At 52.0% G+C, this 18,609-nt stretch carries 16 protein-coding genes; 9 read left to right on the top strand and 7 right to left on the bottom strand.

Going from position 1 to position 18,609, the window contains the following annotated elements:
• Nucleotides 1-65 precede the first annotated feature (65 nt).
• The 3 genes from FHP88_RS13160 to FHP88_RS13150 all read left to right on the top strand — a co-directional run bounded on the left by FHP88_RS13160 (nucleotide 66) and on the right by FHP88_RS13150 (nucleotide 5,485).
• Nucleotides 66-1,904 carry a cache domain-containing protein gene (locus FHP88_RS13160; RefSeq protein WP_144359535.1) on the top strand — a complete coding sequence of 613 codons (1,839 nt, stop codon included), beginning with the start codon at nucleotides 66-68 and terminating at the stop codon, nucleotides 1,902-1,904.
• Entirely contained in the window at nucleotides 1,901-3,247 is a 1,347-nt protein-coding gene (locus FHP88_RS13155) for a sigma-54-dependent transcriptional regulator (RefSeq protein ID WP_144359534.1), read from the top strand. The genes FHP88_RS13160 and FHP88_RS13155 overlap by 4 nt, the downstream gene beginning before the upstream one ends.
• Nucleotides 3,248-3,370: 123 nt before the next feature.
• Complete coding sequence (locus tag FHP88_RS13150; RefSeq protein WP_144359533.1) at nucleotides 3,371-5,485, top strand: putative bifunctional diguanylate cyclase/phosphodiesterase; 2,115 nt, start codon at nucleotides 3,371-3,373, stop codon at nucleotides 5,483-5,485.
• Here FHP88_RS13150 and FHP88_RS13145 read toward each other — a convergent pair.
• Together FHP88_RS13145 and FHP88_RS13140 are read right to left on the bottom strand one after the other, a co-directional pair.
• Complete coding sequence (locus FHP88_RS13145) at nucleotides 5,475-6,500, bottom strand: hypothetical protein (protein ID WP_144359532.1); 1,026 nt, start codon at nucleotides 6,498-6,500, stop codon at nucleotides 5,475-5,477. The genes FHP88_RS13150 and FHP88_RS13145 overlap by 11 nt on opposite strands.
• Before the next feature lie 56 nt (nucleotides 6,501-6,556).
• A complete protein-coding gene (locus FHP88_RS13140) occupies nucleotides 6,557-7,663 on the bottom strand; it encodes an SO_0444 family Cu/Zn efflux transporter (protein WP_144359569.1) in 1,107 nt (368 codons plus the stop codon).
• Nucleotides 7,664-8,035: 372 nt separating this feature from the next.
• Between FHP88_RS13140 and FHP88_RS13135 the strand changes: the two genes are divergently transcribed.
• The 4 genes from FHP88_RS13135 (at nucleotide 8,036) to FHP88_RS13120 (ending at nucleotide 12,932) form a co-directional block, all read left to right on the top strand.
• Nucleotides 8,036-8,299, top strand: a complete 264-nt coding sequence (locus tag FHP88_RS13135; RefSeq protein WP_144359531.1) for a DUF4212 domain-containing protein — start codon at nucleotides 8,036-8,038, stop codon at nucleotides 8,297-8,299.
• 15 nt (nucleotides 8,300-8,314) lie between these two features.
• Nucleotides 8,315-10,045, top strand: a complete 1,731-nt coding sequence (locus FHP88_RS13130) for a sodium:solute symporter family protein (protein ID WP_144359530.1) — start codon at nucleotides 8,315-8,317, stop codon at nucleotides 10,043-10,045.
• 326 nt (nucleotides 10,046-10,371) lie between these two features.
• Complete coding sequence (locus FHP88_RS13125) at nucleotides 10,372-12,231, top strand: putative nucleotidyltransferase substrate binding domain-containing protein (protein WP_144359529.1); 1,860 nt, start codon at nucleotides 10,372-10,374, stop codon at nucleotides 12,229-12,231.
• Between the two features lie 2 nt (nucleotides 12,232-12,233).
• A complete protein-coding gene (locus FHP88_RS13120; protein ID WP_144359528.1) occupies nucleotides 12,234-12,932 on the top strand; it encodes an exonuclease domain-containing protein in 699 nt (232 codons plus the stop codon).
• Between the two features lie 21 nt (nucleotides 12,933-12,953).
• Here the strand turns inward: FHP88_RS13120 and FHP88_RS13115 are convergent, their stop codons facing one another.
• Complete coding sequence (locus tag FHP88_RS13115; RefSeq protein ID WP_144359527.1) at nucleotides 12,954-13,643, bottom strand: hypothetical protein; 690 nt, start codon at nucleotides 13,641-13,643, stop codon at nucleotides 12,954-12,956.
• A gap of 370 nt (nucleotides 13,644-14,013) precedes the next feature.
• Here FHP88_RS13115 and phbB point away from each other — a divergent pair, with 370 nt between their 5' ends.
• Entirely contained in the window at nucleotides 14,014-14,736 is a 723-nt protein-coding gene (gene phbB, locus FHP88_RS13110) for an acetoacetyl-CoA reductase (RefSeq protein WP_144359526.1), read from the top strand.
• 55 nt (nucleotides 14,737-14,791) lie between these two features.
• Here the strand turns inward: phbB and FHP88_RS13105 are convergent, their stop codons facing one another.
• Nucleotides 14,792-15,217, bottom strand: coding sequence for a hypothetical protein (locus FHP88_RS13105; RefSeq protein WP_144359525.1), 426 nt, complete (start codon nucleotides 15,215-15,217; stop codon nucleotides 14,792-14,794).
• 312 nt (nucleotides 15,218-15,529) lie between these two features.
• Here FHP88_RS13105 and FHP88_RS13100 point away from each other — a divergent pair, with 312 nt between their 5' ends.
• On the top strand, nucleotides 15,530-16,975 hold the full coding sequence (locus FHP88_RS13100; protein ID WP_144359524.1) for a glyceraldehyde-3-phosphate dehydrogenase: 1,446 nt from the start codon (nucleotides 15,530-15,532) through the stop codon (nucleotides 16,973-16,975).
• 65 nt (nucleotides 16,976-17,040) lie between these two features.
• On the opposite strand, the gene yidD is transcribed toward FHP88_RS13100, so the two are convergent.
• Genes yidD through FHP88_RS13085 form a run of 3 tightly spaced genes read right to left on the bottom strand, consistent with a single transcriptional unit; the run spans nucleotide 17,041 to nucleotide 18,604 of the window.
• A complete protein-coding gene (gene yidD / locus FHP88_RS13095) occupies nucleotides 17,041-17,289 on the bottom strand; it encodes a membrane protein insertion efficiency factor YidD (protein ID WP_144359523.1) in 249 nt (82 codons plus the stop codon).
• The gene (locus FHP88_RS13090; RefSeq protein WP_144359522.1) at nucleotides 17,286-17,753 is read right to left on the bottom strand and encodes a transcriptional repressor; all 468 of its coding nucleotides are present in this window, start codon (nucleotides 17,751-17,753) and stop codon (nucleotides 17,286-17,288) included. Before FHP88_RS13090 ends, yidD begins: the two co-directional genes overlap by 4 nt.
• Nucleotides 17,750-18,604, bottom strand: coding sequence for a metal ABC transporter permease (locus FHP88_RS13085; protein ID WP_186297716.1), 855 nt, complete (start codon nucleotides 18,602-18,604; stop codon nucleotides 17,750-17,752). Before FHP88_RS13085 ends, FHP88_RS13090 begins: the two co-directional genes overlap by 4 nt.
• Between the last annotated feature and the right edge of the window lie 5 nt (nucleotides 18,605-18,609).

The following is an 18,609-nucleotide window of genomic DNA, read 5'->3' as shown; positions in this document are numbered from 1 at the left end:
GTGCGGGTAAGCCGCGTATCGCATGACACACGGAAATTGATTCTGTGTAGAATGACGGGACTACTATGCACCCGATCAACCGACTATTCAGCGCAATCAGTATCAGTAAGCCATTCTGGCTATGGGTAGCCATCTGTCTGTTGGTCGGCGTCAGCACGGCGGCATTGATTGGTATTCTCCAGACGACCGACGCGGTAAGAATGGAGGCGCAAAAGCGTTTCTTTGAGCAGTACAATCAACAGCAACTCACCCTGGCTGAACAAGCCGCCCATTCCATCGAAGAGACCTTCGCCACCTTCCGCCGTAATCTCAGCCTGGTCGCCAGTCTGTTTGAGGAACAGGGCGTTACACTGGAACGAGCACAGCGTTTAAGTAACAGCCTGCAACGCATGTACGAAAGCCTGATGGAGACCGACATTATCGATCTGGTGGTGTTCGATAAAGAGGGGACCGTGGTTGCAATCAACCCCTCGGACGAATATACCCTCGGGCGAAACTATGCCTGGAGAGATTACTATCAGTGGGCTCGGGACAAGGGGAAACCCGGACAGATGTACCTCTCCCCGTTCATGCGATTGGAAGGCGGTCAGAACAGAGGTGACAAGGCCTTGATTGTGGCCCAGGGCATCTACAGTAAACAGGGTGATTTCAATGGCGTGGCCATGTTCACCCTTAACTTCGACAAGTTGGCCAAACGGCAGGTACTCTCGGTCAGGATCGGCGAATACGGTTATGCCTGGCTGATAGACAACAATGAGCAGTCTGTCCTGGTTGATCCGCTTGGCCGGGTGACTGACAAGGAATTTGAAGAGACCTTTCTCCCGCGTTGGCCCAAGCTCTATGATCTGCTTATATCAATGCAGGATGGGAAACCGGGAACAGGGACTTATGAATTTGTCGATCCTGCGGACCCCGATAAATCGGTCAGTAAGCTGGTCGGCTATCAACCGGTACGTATAGAAAATCGACTCTGGACCCTCGGCGTTGCAACCCCAACGCGCGAAGTGGATGCCTTGCTGAGTTCCTTTATGCAGCAACAGGAGCGTTACTCAGGTACGTTGGTCGTCGTGATATTCACTGGCACCTTCATTCTTCTCAGCGCGCTGCTCTCCTGGAATCACACGCTTTCGCTACAGGTAGCACATCGCACCAGTGACCTGGCCGAGGCTCGATCTCGGCTCGAATCCACATTTGATGAACTACTCGCATCAAAAAAACTGGCGGCCATAGGTCATCTGGCCCTCGGGCTGGCACACGAGATACGCAATCCACTCTCGGCGATACGAATGAATATTCAGATGATCCGAAAGCGATCAAAAATGGAAGGCAATCTGGAGGAACACTTTACCATTGTTGAAGAAGAGATCCTGAGATTGAACCGGCTAGTCAATGATGTGATGGACTTTGCCAGGGCACGCCCACTCAGATTGGAACGGACCAGTCTCAGTCCGATCATTCTTCGTGTAATGCAGCTCTTTTCCCAACGTTTTAGCAATGCTCAGATCACGACCGAACTTCAGCTGAATGACGAACTCAACTTGATCTGTGACCCGGAACAGATCGAGCAGGTCATCCTGAATCTGGTCTCCAATGCCATTGAATCCCTGGAAGAGAGTAATCTTCCGCGCGATTTGACATTAATTGTACGCCGACACCGCCCCTATCTCTCCCTGCGTGTCATTGACAATGGCCAGGGTATACCGACCGAGGATGTTGAGAAGATATTCGATCCGTTCTATACGACCAAGGTATCGGGTGGCGGACTGGGATTGCCTACACTGCAGGGAATTGTATTGCGGCATCAAGGTACTATCACGGTGGATAGCGGTCCTAATGAGCGAACCTGTTTTAGTGTATTGTTACCGCTGGATGGCCCAACGAATACCAGTGAGACCGAGCAATGAAAAAAGCCTTGATAGTAGACGATGACCGCGCCATTCGCCGCACCCTGGAACTGCATCTGATTGACGAGGGTTTCGAGGTCCTGACAGCAGGCGATGGCCAGGAAGGGGTTGATATTGCGCTTGCAGAAAGGGTTGATATGGTCTTGCTGGATCTGCGCCTTCCTAAATTGGATGGCTTTGAGGTACTCAAACAGATCAAACTGCACAAGCCCGCCCTACCCGTGGTTATGATCACCGCCTATGACGATATGCATACCGCCATTGAGGCCATTCGACTTGGGGCGATCGATCACCTCGGCAAACCGCTCGACCTGGACCAACTCGACGAAGTGATTACTAAGATAAGTGAGATGGCGACCCTCTCTGAGAAGGGCATATCCTTCTGTGAAACCAGCGAGTGCACCTATCAACCCAATGTCATCGTTGGCCGTAGCAAGGCCATGAAGGCGGTCTATAAAACGATTGGTGCAGTCGCCGATACGCGTGCCTCCGTACTCCTCTACGGTGAAAGCGGTACAGGCAAGGAGATGGTTGCCCGCGCCATCCACTTCAATGGCCAATACCGCAATCATCCGTTCATCCCGCTGGTCTGCTCTGCACTTGCACCCGCGGTGCTGGAGAGCGAACTGTTCGGCCATGAAAAAGGGTCATTCACTGGCGCGGTAAAACAGAAACTGGGGAAGTTTGAACTGGCTCATGGGGGCACCCTCTTTCTGGATGAGATCTCTGAGATCTCACCAGACATCCAGCTCAAACTGCTGCGTTTTTTGCAAGAGAGAGAATTTGAACGTGTCGGCGGCAATGAGACGATCAAAAGTGATGTTCGCATTATCACCGCCACAAACAAGGATCTTGCCGCCCTCGTAAGCGAGGGAGAGTTCCGCCAGGATCTCTACTATCGGCTGAAGGTAGTCACCATCGAACTCCCTACCCTACGGGAACGCCAAGAGGACATCCCCTTATTGGTCCAGTACTTCCTGGAAAAAATTCGGCGAGAGATGGGACGCTCTGTCGATATGATACCCGAGGAGACCATGGCCCAGTTGAAAAGCTATCCCTGGCCAGGCAATGTCCGAGAACTGGAAAATGCGCTTCGCCGAGCGGTCCTGCTCTCGCCCAATGACGTCCTGCTACCTGAGACGTTACAACTGGAGAGCACGACACCGCAAAAAAGATTGCCGTTGTTTATCAAGAGTATTCAGGAACTGGAGAAAGAGCATATCGAAAATATCCTGCAGTTTACGGGGTATGAGAAGAAACGTGCGGCCCAGATTCTGGATATCTCCCGCCCCACATTAAACACACGCATTCGGAGTTATGGCATTGAGGTGCCGGAGAAGTAACCGACTCTCATTTCCATAAGAAACCTTCTTTAAAAAATTCCATTGGATAAATAAGGCATTAACAGTTATTGTTCGAGCAAGCAAATTCAGGGAATGAAGGAGAGTTACCCTGAGTATTTGTAAGTGAGTAAACAATCGAAAGCAGTCCAAGCGGTAAAAAAATTACACTCTGACATTCTATCCCCAACCTGCAAAACGTCAGGAAGTACCTCGTCATTTTGTGATACCGGTTTAATTGTCACGCTCGGCTTTCTATCCATCCTGGTCCTAGCGCTTGCCACAGTCAGCATCACCATCACCCAGATGGGCAATGCCAACCAGGCGATCACCAACCAGGTCGATCTGTGCAGTCAGAAGCTGGAGCTGGTCTACAGCATGCGGGATGTATTGCAGCATCATGCAGGCAACCTCTACAACGCGATGCACGAACCCGACTTGCACCTCAGAACAGCGGAGCACCGTGCCTTTAATCAACACATGAATACCTTCCGCAGTCTCAGTAACAATTTTAGCGCCCTGACCAAGATTCAACCTGAACGCGAACTACTGCACCAGATTGAGACTGCCATTCAACAAGGACACCCTTTCGCCGAACGCACAATGTCGCTGTTGCTGGAAGGTAGTACAAAGGAACGCGCTCAACCGCTGGCCGAACAGATAAAGATCGAACAGACTGCAATATTCAACCTCTTAAGCCAGCTGATAGAGCGGGTCAAGCTGAATGCAGACAACGCCATTCAACAGAGCCGCGACGAATATCAACAGACGGAAAGTTTTCTTATCTGGTTGACTGCACTACTGCTACTCACGAGCCTAGGAATTGCCTATCTGGTGGTACGACAAACAACAGAACGCAACCGCCAAATATTCCATCAGGCCACGCACGACTCATTAACGCATCTGATTAATCGTCAATCTTTCGAGCATCAAGTCAGCGAATCAGTCATCAGTGCCCAGAAAGAAAAGCAGTTGCACACGCTGTTTTATCTGGACTTGGATCAGTTCAAGGTTATCAACGACACCTGCGGCCACACAGCGGGTGATGCCATGCTGCAGGACATCACCGCAGTAATCAATTACTGTCTGCGCAAAGGAGATACACTCGCCAGGTTAGGCGGTGATGAATTTGGCATTCTACTGAGAAACTGCGCACTCGAGGCCTCAACCCATGTGGCCGATCAACTTCTGGAGGCCATCCGAAATTTCCGTTTTATCTGGGGAAGCAAGACCTTCACAGTGAGTGCCTGCATTGGCATCTACCCTATCGACAGGACAACCGCAAACAGCACCACCGCGCTCAGTGCCGCCGATGCCGCCTGCTATACCGCCAAAGACACCGGCCGTAATCGCTATCATATTGTCGATGCCGGCAATCACGAGCTGGAACAGCGTTTTAGTGAAATGGGCTGGGTTAACCGGCTGACCGATGCGCTGGAGCAGGAGCAGATGTGTCTCTATTTCCAACCTATTACTGCCCTCTCCAAGAATACGGGCGAGACAAGGCATATTGAAGTATTGCTCAGACTAAAAAACCAGGATTCCGGTGTTATATCTCCACACGCATTCTTACCCGCCGCCGAGCGCTTCGGCCTAATCAATGCGATTGATCGCTGGGTGATAGTGAACACATTTGAGTGGATGAATCATCACATACGCTTTGATGATCAATTTGGCATCATATCGATTAATCTCTCAGGTTACTCTATTGGTGATAAAGGCTTACTCGACCTGATTACCCAACGACTCAGCGACGCCCTGTTCCCCGCCAGCTCAATCTGTTTCGAAATCACTGAAACGGCGGCGATCTCAAATATCGAACGTGCCGGAGAATTCATTGCATCGCTTCGATCACTCGGCTGTCGTTTTGCCCTGGATGATTTTGGTAGTGGGCTCTCCTCATTCGCCTACCTCAAACAGCTTCCAGTTGATTATCTGAAGATTGACGGCTCTTTTGTAAGGGATATGATCTCCGACCCTCAAGATTTTGCGATGGTGAAAGCGATGATTCGGGTAGGCCAGATTATGGGGAAACAGACTATTGCAGAATTTGTGGAGTGTAAAAATACGGTCGATCAGCTCGAATCAATTGGCGTCAACTACATACAGGGTTACTACCTTGGTGAACCGCAACCCTTAACCATCCGCAATCTGATCCGCAGTAATCGGCATGCTGAGAAACTGTTTCGACACGCGCCTGCACCTCATCTGAAGTGTGCAATGAAAGAGGTCATGGCATAACTGAAACCGCCCGTAGCTCGTCGGCAAGTTGCAGCTCAGTCAGCCGTGAGAAATATTGTTCGCCCTGAGGCACACAGCCACCGGCCATCTCATACCAACCATAACCTCCACTCCAGGGCGCTATCGATCGCTCACCCTGCCGCAGACGAGGCAAGACATAAAGCACCCCAGGGTACATGACCAGATTATAAGGTATCTTGCGCCCATGTAGATCCTGTAGATACTCCCAGGCTGCGCCTGATGATGTAAAGCGAGTGCAACTCGCCGGATAAGGCTCTCCACCGCCATTGTGCTGCCAAAGATCAGCCGCTATGGGCAGCAGGGCATCCCGTATAAACAGATGAAAATGGAGATGATTGACAGAGGCAAAGGCGGCAAAACTATTGTAACCCAATCCCACACCGGGCAGCGTCCTGCCCAACTGATCCAACAAGCGCCAGCTGTAATCATGATCCGCCCGCTGAAGAAACTGTGGACGCCCCTCGCGCGGCTCGAGGACGAGCAGACCCAGTCGTTGCACAAACGGAAACTTATTATAGAGCAGAGAAACATCACGACCGACCAGCTTACCTCGCCAGAAGATCTCTTTGCGTAAAAACGGTTTGGCAAAATGAAATTCATCGGGATTGAATGGAGCGGAAATCCCTTGCACCTGCTGTTGTATCAGGCGTGCAGGCCGAAGTGCCCGCAAAGGATTGAACTGAACCTCCCAAGGACCGGCTTCTCGCAAGCGAATAGGGCCGAGCTTATCAAACCCAAACGCTATCAATTGCTGAAAGACCATCCGATCATCTTTTGCGTCATCCAACGAGCCAGCATGAAATGAAGATAACCGAGCAAATTTCGTTTGTAACGGTCCCGATAGTGCGTCCCACGTCTCAGGATCAATCATGGCATTGGCCAACACCAGGATAAAAACACCCAGCTCATCATAGCCCTGCAGCATCACCCGCAACCCCGAAACAAAGGCCTCCTGATAGGCATCCACAGAATCAAAATGCGCTATTTCAGTCATCACATCCGCAACAAAAACCGCGCTGTTGAAGCAGCGCTAAAAATAAAATAGCCCTGTCAGCCACAGCAACTACCGTCCGCTTTGACCTTGCCGCGTAACAGGTACCGTCGCACTGGCCGGATTGACATCGCCAACAGAATCAGCAGACACAGCATGGAGAAAACAACTGGCAGTTCATAGGCATCCTCTCCGACAAGTGCCAGCCCGGCCAACAGATCAAACTGGGAATAGGCCAGCACAGCATCCAACATAAGACCGAGCAGGATGCTAACACCGCCTACACCAAACAGATAGGCCCACAACGCACGCATACCCAATTCTCGTTTTACCAACATGAGACCGGCCAGATTACTGGCAGGGCCAGCCAACAAAAATACCAGGACAGTGCCTGGTGAAACCCCGGCAAACAGCATCGCATGTGCCAACGGCGTACTGGCGGTAGCACAGACATACATGGGGACCGAGATCAACATGATGAGCAGCATGGGGAGCAGACCACTCCCCCATTCACTCAACAGGTTGGGCGGCACCAGGGTCACCACCAGCCCAGCGGCCAAGAGCCCAAGCAACAACCAAAGTGCCAGATCATCAAGAAGATCACTAAAGGCATATTGAAGGCCCGCGCCAGTTCTTTCCCAAAACCCTGGTTTTACCGGCGCACAGGATGGCGCCTGGGTAACCGAGCAACCACACGCCACATCTTGCTTTGTGGCCAGATCCGGCATCGATGCGGAGGGTGCATCTTCACGCGTTGCCTCAAGATCCTCTATGTGCCCCACCAGCAGACCGGCTGCAACGGCAGATATAATCGCCGACAGCGGTCTTAACAACGCCATGACCGGTCCCAGCAATACCCAGGAGAGCGCCACAGAATCAACCCCTGTCTCGGGGGTAGCAATGAGAAAGGCAGTGGTCGAGGCCTTTGATGCACCGGCACGCCGCAATGAGATTGCTGCGGGTAACGTACTACAAGAGCAGAGCGGCAGAGGCGCCCCAACAAGCGCGGCCCGTATAACGGGAACTGCACCGCGCCCACCCAGTGATCGCCCTACCAGTTCAACAGGCAACCAAGCCCGAATGATACCGGCCGCCACCAGACCAAACAGCAACCAGGGTGCCGAATCCAAGGCTAATGCAAGGCTATTATTCAAAAAGTCATTCATCGCATTCAAGTATATTCCAGTTCGCTATTGGCCACACACCCTTCCCCTAGCCAGTCCAATATCCACAGAATCTGTTACCTTTGGTAACGACAAGTAACACACTCCGCCCACAATTGCGCTACCGGGGGTAACAAACGAATCCTCGAAGCCTATCGCAAAAAATACCCTACATTTATTAACCTTTGTTAAAACAACTAATTGTATTTCCTGGCCTAAATAATGCAGAATGAAGCGCGGTCGCTAGGGGAGGATTCCCAAATCTGTGTTTCAGATGGAATTCAACTTCACGTCCCAGCTATGATGCATCTGTAGTTGGCTGGGCCACGGAGTAGAAACGAACGCGTACTACTAATAATCCGGAGGACTTAAACGATGAGTACACAAGATACGTCTGGAATGGCCTATTGGAAGGCCAATGTCAGACTCATTACGATTTGCCTGGTGATCTGGGCCGTATGTTCATACGGTTTCGGCATCATACTTCGCCCTATGTTGTCGGGCATCGCCGTCGGTGGAACTGACCTTGGATTCTGGTTTGCACAACAGGGCTCCATGATCGTATTCCTGGTGTTGATCTTTTTCTACGCCTACAAAATGAACCAATTGGATCGTCAATTTGACGTCCACGAAGATTAATAAGGGGTTCGATTAATGGAACTACAAACATTAACATTTATCGTCGTTGGTCTGACCTTCGCGCTCTATATGGGTATCGCCGTATGGGCACGGGCCAGCAGCACCGGTGAGTTCTATGCCGCAGGCCGGGGTATTCACCCAGTCGCAAACGGTATGGCAACAGCAGCAGACTGGATGTCTGCAGCCTCTTTCATCTCCATGGCGGGCCTGATTGCCTTCCAAGGTTATGACGCTTCTCTGTTCCTGATGGGCTGGACCGGCGGTTATGTACTGCTCGCCATGCTACTTGCCCCTTACCTGCGTAAGTTCGGTAAGTTCACCGTGCCAGAGTTCATTGGTGATCGTTACTACTCACAAACCGCACGTATCGTAGCCGTTATCTGTCTGATCGTAGCCTCTATCACCTACGTAATCGGCCAGATGAAGGGTATCGGTGTGGCCTTCTCCCGCTTCCTGGAAGTGGACTTCACCACCGGTCTGTTCATTGGTATGGCAATCGTGTTCTTCTACGCCGTACTCGGTGGCATGAAGGGTATTACCTACACCCAGATCGCCCAGTACTGTGTCCTGATCATGGCCTACACCATCCCGGCCATCTTCATCTCACTGCAGCTGACCGGCAACCCAATCCCACAGTTGGGTCTGTTTGGTAGCGTAGCCGATGGTACTCCTCTGCTGACCAAGCTGGACCAGACAGTAGTGGATCTTGGGTTCTCGCAGTACACGGCTCAGAAAGGTGGCACCCTGAATATGGTGCTCTACACCTTCTCCCTGATGATCGGTACCGCAGGTCTGCCACACGTTATCATCCGCTTCTTCACCGTACCTAAGGTGAAAGATGCTCGTTCATCTGCTGGTTGGGCACTGGTCTTCATCAGTATCCTCTACACCACCGCACCTGCTGTTGCTGCCATGGCCATGCTGAACCTGGCGAACACCGTTCAGCCTGGTCCGATCGCGGCGGCTGACGGGGCGCTGGAGTATGAGGCACGTCCACAGTGGTTCAAGAACTGGGAAAAAACCGGTCTGCTTACGTTCGAAGACAAAAACGGCAACGGCCGCGTTGAGTACCGTAAAGGTGATACCAACGAGCTGAAGGTTGACCGTGACATCATGGTACTGGCCAACCCAGAGATCGCTAAACTGCCTAACTGGGTTATCGCCCTGGTGGCGGCCGGTGGTCTGGCAGCGGCGCTCTCAACGGCTGCGGGTCTGCTCCTGGCTATCGCCTCGTCAATCTCGCATGATCTGTTGAAGGGCATCTTCAAGCCTGACATCTCGGAGAAAGGCGAGTTGCTGGCTGCCCGTATCTCTATGGCAGGCGCCATCGCTGTTGCCGGTTACCTAGGTCTCCATCCTCCCGGCTTCGCCGCGCAGACGGTAGCCCTGGCCTTCGGTCTGGCAGCCTCATCCATCTTCCCAGCATTGATGATGGGTATCTTCAACAAGCGTGTGAATAACACTGGCGCAGTTGTCGGTATGTTGACGGGTATTACCTCTACCCTGGTTTACATCTTCTGGTTCAAGGGCTGGTTCTTCATCCCTGGTACCGCGATGGCAGCCAATAACGCATCCAACTGGTTCCTGGGCATCTCTCCAGAGGCGTTCGGTGCAGTGGGCGCTCTGCTCAACTTCACTGCCGCTATACTGGTATCTAAGGTGACTGCAGAGCCACCCGAGCATATCCAGCACATGGTCGAGGACATCCGTATACCGAAAGGATCGGGTGGTGCCACTGGCCACTAATCACATACGTTAATGTGATGTAAGATAGGGCCTGCCATGTGCAGGCCCTTTTTTATGTCCAGGGATGGACGTATACCGCGGAGGCCATGGATGGCCGGGAGCGGTATCCTGAGGCGATGGACGTATACCGCGGAGGCCATGGATGGCCGGGAGCGGTATCCTGAGGCGATGGACGTATACCGCGGAGGCCATGAATGGCCGAGAGCGGTATGCTTGAGACGATGCGTATACCGCGAAGCATATGAATAGACGTAGCGGCGACCGACCTGATCAGGCCCGACCAACTAACCAACACCGCCAATCAACAGCGCGGAACGGAAGTAAATATGGAAATCGAACTGCTTGAGATCCGGGATTTTCTCTCTGCCCATCACCCCTTTGATCAACTCCCGCAACAGGCGCTCAACCAGATGCCTGAAAAATTGCAGATCAGGTATTTCAGACGCGGTGCGACCATTCCAGATGTGGGCAGTATTGATGATTACCTCTACCTCGTTCGATCGGGTGCCGTCGAAATTCATGGCTTGCAAGATGAATTACTCGCCCGCCTCGGTGAAGGAGATCTGTTTGGCTATCGGGCCTCACACATGGAAGGACACGAAAAATTCACCGGCATCGCCCTGGAAGACAGCCTGGTCTACCAGCTCCCAGCCACTGATGTGGATGTTTTTTGTCGGGAGCACCCCCAGTTTTCCTATTTTTTTGAACCCGCAGGCGGTGATCGACTACGTGATGCCATCAGCAACACAGGTGAAGATGGCAGCACCCAGCTGGGATTGATGGCCACACAGATTGGGGAGATGATCAGCCGGTTACCTATTACCATGCCCCCTTTTGCGACCATCCAGCAAACAGCCGCCGTGATGTCGGATGAACGTGTCTCGTCCATCCTGATCACCGAGGCAGACGAAACCCTTACCGGCATCGTCACCGACAGGGATTTGCGCCGACGTGTAGTCGCCAAAGGTCTGGACACCAGCCTGCCGATCAGTGAAATCATGACACCCGCCCCCTATACACTGGACGCGGGTGATTATGCCTTTGATGCCATGCTGCAAATGGCACGCTCCAACATCCATCATTTACCTATATTACGTAATGGCAAGATTGCAGGAATGCTCACGGCAACCGATTTTGCCCAGCGTCATACGACCTCTGCGGTCTACCTGGTCAGCTCAATATACAAGCAGAGTGAGATCAGTGGCCTGGCCAGCATCAGTGCCAAACTGCCCCAACTGTTATTGAACCTGGCTGCGGCCGATGCCACGGCCAACAGTATTGGCCATGTCATTACCGCCGTGGTGGATGCCATCACCACCCGCTTGCTACAGCTCGCTGAGGAGCAATTCGGCCCACCGCCTGTCCCCTATGCCTGGATCGCTGCTGGCTCCCAAGCACGTAGTGAACAGACGGCAAAATCCGATCAGGACAACTGCCTGGTACTGGACGACACCTATGACCCAAGTGAACACGGAGAGTACTTCAAGCAACTGTCCCAGTTAGTTTGTGACGGCCTGAATGCGTGCGGCTATGTCTATTGCCCTGGCGAGATGATGGCAACTACGGACAAATGGCGCCAACCCCTAAAAACCTGGAAACGTTACTTTGACGGATGGGTGGATCAACCTGAGCCAAAGGCATTGATGCTTACCTGTGTCTTTTTTGATCTACGCTGTATTGCCGGAGAAAAAAGCCTGTTCCAGGACTTACGTGAGTACCTGCTGGATAAGACACGGGGCAATCAGATCTTCCTGGCTTATATGGCTGGCAATGCGCTCAGCCACAAACCACCCCTGGGCTTCTTCCGCAATTTTGTCCTGATCAGTGGGGGCGATCATGACCACACTTTTGATCTGAAACATACGGGGATTGTGCCTATTGTGGACCTGGCGCGTGTCTACGCGCTTGCAGCGGGTAGCCACGCCATTAATACGCAGGACCGACTCAAAGAGGTTGCCTCAGGCGGAGAGGTCTCACAAGGCGGCGCACATGACCTACGCGACGCACTGGAGTTTGTCAGCTCACTACGTATCAAGCACCAGGCCACGCAGATCAGGGCAGGTGAAGCCCCGGATAACTACATGTCACCGGATGATCTTTCACACTTTGAACGCAGTCACTTGAAGGATGCTTTCTCCGTGGTTCGCACTATGCAAAATGTGTTGAGCCAGCGCTACCTGAGGTAGAGATGTCGATCTGGAAGCACCTTTTCAATCTGGAGGAGCGGCGTAACTGGTGGACCAGAAAGATGCCTGATAGTCCTTTACGGGATTACTACGACACGCCATTCCCCAGCCGCGATCTTGACTGGCGGCAGGTCGACTATCTGGCGCTGGATTTTGAAACCACCGGACTGGAAGCCAAGCAGGATCAAATTCTGAGCGTCGGTTACGCCACCGTCAGGGGCGACCGCATGCTACTCAGTGATGCGACCCATATCCTGACCCGACCCACCATGGCGATACCCGAATCATCGGCTGTAGTGCATGGCATACTGGATGACGAAGCAGCAGAAGCCCAGACACTGGAAGCGGTTATGCCAATTCTGCTCAACGCACTCAAGGGCAAAGCACTCCTGGCACATCATGCCGCTATTGAGTACGAGTTTCTCAATAACGCATGTAAAAATCTCTATGGTTATCCCTTTCTCGCGCCGGTTGTGGATACCCTCGCCCTCGAGGTTCGACATTTCAGAATGCGGGATCAAGCGATACGTTCAGGTGATCTTCGACTTGCCAAAGCGCGCGCCCGATATGGGTTGCCCCGCTACCCTGCACACAACGCACTGACCGATGCTCTGGCCGCAGGAGAGCTGTTCCTGGCCCAGGTGGCCTATCGACAATCACGTCGGGCATTACGCCTCAAAGACCTGATCGTCGTCAGCTAAGCCGACCGAACCAAGCACTCTTTATTTGCGTTTCTTGCCCAGCGAGGCGTTGTCTTCCTCAAATCCTAGCGCCAATGCCAGGACATTATCCACCATGCGGAAGCCCGTTCGGCGTGCAGCAAACAACAGAAAAAGCGTCTGGGTTCCAAACAAGAACATATAGATGCCCACAATCTGAAAGGGCACACCCATGTTAATCAGCCAACCTATGAGGAAAAAAGTGAGGAAATAGAGACTCAGCACATAGACATCGCGCAACATATTCCAATGAATCTGCGTATTCAGCACAACCCGCTTTGTACGACTCGCGTTATAGGCATCTTGCCAAACCTCCGTTTGCACCCTTCGACTGAACCCTGAATCTTTGATCATGGGAAACTTTGCCAACAGGTCACGACTCTCGAAAGGCTGCTTGCGGGTTGTCAGGAAGGCATCGCTGGAAGGGTGAGAAAAGTCCCAGCGGGCATAGAGCAGGCGATTCTTCCACACTTCAGGCAACCACTGAACCAGTACCGCACCAGACACAGCCAGCACGCCTGAAATACCTGCCACATAGCCGATTTGCGGACTCATCCGGTCCCAAGAAGCCAGACTAAACAGAAAAGGATCCAGCCCATAGGGAAGCTGAAGCATGAACAGATAGAGCATCACGCCATTCAAGGCAGCAAACACAATGACCAACGCAATATGGAAGAAGGCTAAAAATTTCATTAATGCAGATCCGGCAGGGTTACAGGCAAGACATGACCAAACGGCCTATTTCACGTGATTTACCTGCAAATGGCAACTATTTGATAGAAGACGATATATTAGAACCCACTGCTATTTTGATTCTCATTCACATCTGTTTTTTTTTCGGTACTATGGTAGCCAGTCCTGTTAGAAAAAGTATGACCTTTATAAACGTCACAAGGACCCCACAAAAAGGAAGGCATACCAGAATAACATTGACCTAGCGTCAATGTAATGATGTCCGTGGACACTTTGTAAGCTGTCTTCTCGAGACAATCTCTGACTGGACCAGTGATGCCAGGCAAGCCTCGGCATCCCACTATCCAAAAGTAATGAAGGAGTAGATCTTATGGGGCGAGTAGCACTAGTAACAGGCGGCACCAGAGGTATCGGCGAAGCCATCTGCACCACACTCAAAGAAAATGGTTATGAGGTCATCGCAAATTATGGCGGAAACGACGAGGCCGCAGCCGAATTCACCAAACGAACCGGTATCAAGACAGTAAAATTCGATGTCAGTAACTTCTCCGATGTCGAAGCCGGCATCAAATCAATAGAGGCCAGCGTCGGCCCCATTGACGTACTGGTCAATAATGCCGGTATTACCCGGGATGGCACCATGCACCGCATGGACTTTGAGCGCTGGAATCAGGTCATTCAAACCAATCTCTCATCCTGTTTCAACACCTCTCGCTCGGTGATTGATGGCATGCGAGAGCGCGGATTTGGACGCATTGTCAATATCGGTTCGGTTAACGGCCAAGCAGGTCAATACGGACAAGTGAACTACGCTGCTGCCAAATCAGGTATCCATGGCTTCACTAAAGCATTAGCGCAAGAAGGTGCTGCGAAAGGCATTACAGTAAACGCCATTGCTCCGGGCTATGTAGAAACCGACATGGTCAGGGCCGTGCCTAAAGAGGTGCTGGAAAAGATTGTCCGGACCATTCCGGTGGGTCGACTGGGGCAGCCTGAAGACATTGCCCGTGCCGTGCTGTTTCTGGTATCGGATGACGCGGGTTTTGTAACCGGCTCCACACTCTCCATCAACGGTGGACAGCATATGTACTAATTCCGGGGTTATGACGGCGGCCTTACACCGCCGTCATAACCGGGATTTCAGCGCCCTACTTAGTGTGACTTATAATTTCGTGCACTTCCTGCTCAAGCTTCATTGAGGGCGTGATGGTAATCTTTCGATTCCCCACTGTTGCACTGTATCGGGGGGCGTCCAATGCGTGCTGGTAGGCACCCCGAAGCTCATCAAGCAATTGCTCACTCTTCGCAGCGGACAAATGGCGCTCTTCAACCAAACTCTGAAAACTACTCACCTTACCATCGTGTATCCAGGCCAGACCAAAACGTTTAGGCGGTTTTCCGATAAAAACAAAGGCTTCATGATCGGAAGGCACCACTTCCAGTGGATCCTTTACATCACCCACCAATCCTTCCAACGCTGGACTGATTTCATCGAGGTAATGTTTAGCCTGACTGTCTGCCGCCAATGGCGGATAATGTTTCATCCCACCGAACCATCTATCTAACATACCCATAATCATCGCTCCCATGAGGGATCGGCACCTGAACCCGCTCCCTCTAGTAAATAGTCAGCATGCACAGGTTTAAAAAGCATAGACCATGCGCAAAAAAAATGTCCACAAGTGATAAAAACAGAAAAAACCACCCTCAAACGGAAAGGAATATATTAATTAGTACGAACGTCCAGTAATATTCTGGATTTTTTCGGTTTTGCGCCGCACAAGGCCATCATAATCTGCTATTATCCGCGCACGCCGCAGGTGTTTATACATCAATAAACCCTTCTTATTATCTGACCAACATCTAGCTAGGGGCAGGATTGAGATATGAGCTTAAATGCAAGTGAGCAGTACCTAAACGAGTGGAAAGATCGCCAGAACCTGGCTGAAAAAATGATCCCACTGGTTGGCCAACTCTATCGGGACCGGGGGCTGGTAATCCTCATGTATGGTCGTCGATTGATGAATGCCACCACCATCGACATCCTGAAAGCTCACCGCTACGTTCGCCAGATGGCCGGCATTGAACTGGATGTCAACAAATCTTTCGAGATGTTGGAAGCGATTGCCAACATGGACCTCTCACCAGCCCGCCTTGACCTAGGCAAACTCTGCAGCGCCTACCTGGACCCTGCAAACGATCTGGATATGGCTGCATTCCTGACCCAGGAACTCGCCTCCATCAACACGGGCAAGAAAAACCCTTTGGCAGAACCACAGGATGTTGTGCTGTATGGCTTTGGCCGTATTGGTCGTTTGCTGGCTCGCCTACTGATTGAGAGAACCGGCGCAGGAAACAAGATGCGCCTACGGGCAATCGTAGTCCGCGGTGGTCGTGAAGGTGATCTGAAAAAGCGCGCCAGCCTGCTACGTCGCGACTCGGTGCATGGCCCCTTTAACGGCTCTATCATTATCGATGAAGAGACCAATGCAATCATTGCCAACGGTAACTACATCAAGGTGATCTACGCTGATTCACCCGACTCCATCGACTACACCCAGTACGGCATCCATAATGCCCTGATTGTCGACAATACCGGCATTTGGAAGGATGAGGCTGGCTTGGGCCTGCATCTTAAATCGAAGGGCACCTCCAAGGTACTCCTGACCGCCCCTGCCAAAGGTGACATCAAGAATATCGTTTATGGTGTCAACCACAGTGAGATCAGCGCTGATGACAAGATTCTTTGCGCGGCTTCCTGCACCACCAATGCGATTGTGCCGGTGCTCAAGGTATTGAATGACACCCTAGGGATCAACAGCGGACACCTGGAAACCATTCACGCCTACACCAACGATCAAAACCTGATCGATAACTACCACAAGGCTGAACGTCGCGGCCGTAGTGCACCACTTAACATGGTGATCACATCCACTGGCGCCGCCAAGGCTGTGGCCAAGGCGTTGCCCGAATTGGCAGGAAAACTGACAGGTAACGCCATCCGCGTACCAACGCCGAATGTATCCATGGCGTTAATGAATCTGAATTTGGGGCGTGAAACCACGGTTGAAGAGCTGAATGGACTGCTACGTGAAGCGTCGTTGAATTCACAACTACGCGAACAGATCGGTTTCACCACCTCTACAGAGCTCGTTTCCAGCGATCTGGTGGGTTCGACAGAAGCCGGTATTGTCGACTCTGCGGCGACCATTGTTGAGGAAAACCGGGCCGTCCTCTATGTCTGGTATGACAACGAAGCCGGCTACAGCAATCAGGTGATTCGTGTTATGCAGGATATGACGGGACTGAAATTGCCTAACCTTCCCGCTTAAATCTGGAAAGAATACTCGGAGCCGATTCACAACGGATCGACTCCGAGCCTGTTCTCAACCGCCGCTCAGTGTTTATGTCGGCACTTCGATTCAGACACGGGGGGTTCAGGCACAGGGTCAACCCCACCTTCATGAAACGGATGGCAGCGTAACACACGCCGCAGACCCAGCCAGAGCCCTCTCGCCACCCCATGCAGCTCGACCGCCTCGCGAGCATAGGCCGAACAACTGGGATAGTACCGGCAATTGTTGCCCAATAACGGACTGATCACATACCCGTAACCTTTTAGCAGCCACAAGACCAGTCGCTTCATAGCTCTTCCTGCCCAACGCAGCGCAGGCAGCGACCGGTCACCTCGATCACCTGGGATTCTGCTTTAAATCCACAGGCCTTGAGTTCGCTGTCCAGCGTTCGATCCACATTTCGACTCTCCAGCTCTCTCACCTCACCACAGTCACGACAGATGAGGAACTGGCTAGCATGGGGATGCTCTGGGTGGATACAACCGACATAGGCATTCAGCGACTCAAGACGATGCACTAAACCCTGCTCCAGAAGGAAATCCAGCGCACGATAAACCGTCGGTGGTTTTGCGGAAGGTAACTGCACCTTCAACAGATCAAGGATGTCATAGGCGCCCATAGGCTTGTGATGATCACATAGAATCTCAAGCACTTGGCGACGCTGAGACGTCAGTCGCACCCCCCGCCCAAGACAAATCTCATCCGCCACACGTAGCGCATGCTGACAATTTATTGGGCATTCTGTCTGCTTCATTTCATGGCCTGCAACAGTTGTCTGCGCATCACTTTACGCTTTTGCAATGTTGTGGCAAACAGTGAGATCAGGTAGGTCACACCCGCCACCAAAATGATCGTCGCACCCGCCGGTAGATCAGGCCCATAAGAAAGCGCCAAACCCACGAGCGTGAACAACATACCCAGGAGCGTTGCCAACAACATCATTTTTCCCAGGCTATGCACATAATGAGCCGCGATAGCCGCTGGCAAAGTCAGGAGTGCAATCACCAGGATCAAACCCACAACCTGAATCAACAACACCACCGTCACAGCAACCATGCAGAGCAACAGAAGATAGAAAAAAGTGACGGGAATCCCGCGTAACCGGGCAAACTCCTCGTCGAATGACACCGCAAGAAACTGCTGATAACAAAAATAGACCGTTAACAAAATAATCAGATCAATCCCGGCCATCATCCACAGATCCCCTGGACTGACCATAAGGATATTGCCAAATAGATAGCTCATTAAATTGACACCATAGCCCGGCGTCTTGGATATGAAGAGAATACCGATTGCCATACCAACGGCCCAGAGTGTGCCGATCAGCGTGTCCTCTTGTTCGCGCCACGTGATACGAACCCAGCCGATCAAGAGCGCCGAAGCCACAGCGGCCACCAGTGCGCCACCGAGTGGACTCAGACCAAAAAAGAAGGCGATGCCCATACCACCCAACACACTATGGGATATGCCACCCGCCAAAAAACCGATGCGTTTAACAACCACATAACTGCCGACAATACCGCAACCGATGCTGGCCAACAGCCCCCCTGCCAGGGCATATTGGAGAAAGGCATGACCCCAGAGTGCATTAAAAAATTCCATCATAAACG

It is taken from the genome of Sedimenticola selenatireducens, assembly GCF_007625115.1.
GTDB classification, from domain to species: Bacteria; Pseudomonadota; Gammaproteobacteria; order Chromatiales; family Chromatiaceae; genus Sedimenticola; species Sedimenticola selenatireducens_A.
Note: the sequence above shows the minus strand (reverse complement) of the source record. Positions and strands in the feature narration are given on the sequence as shown.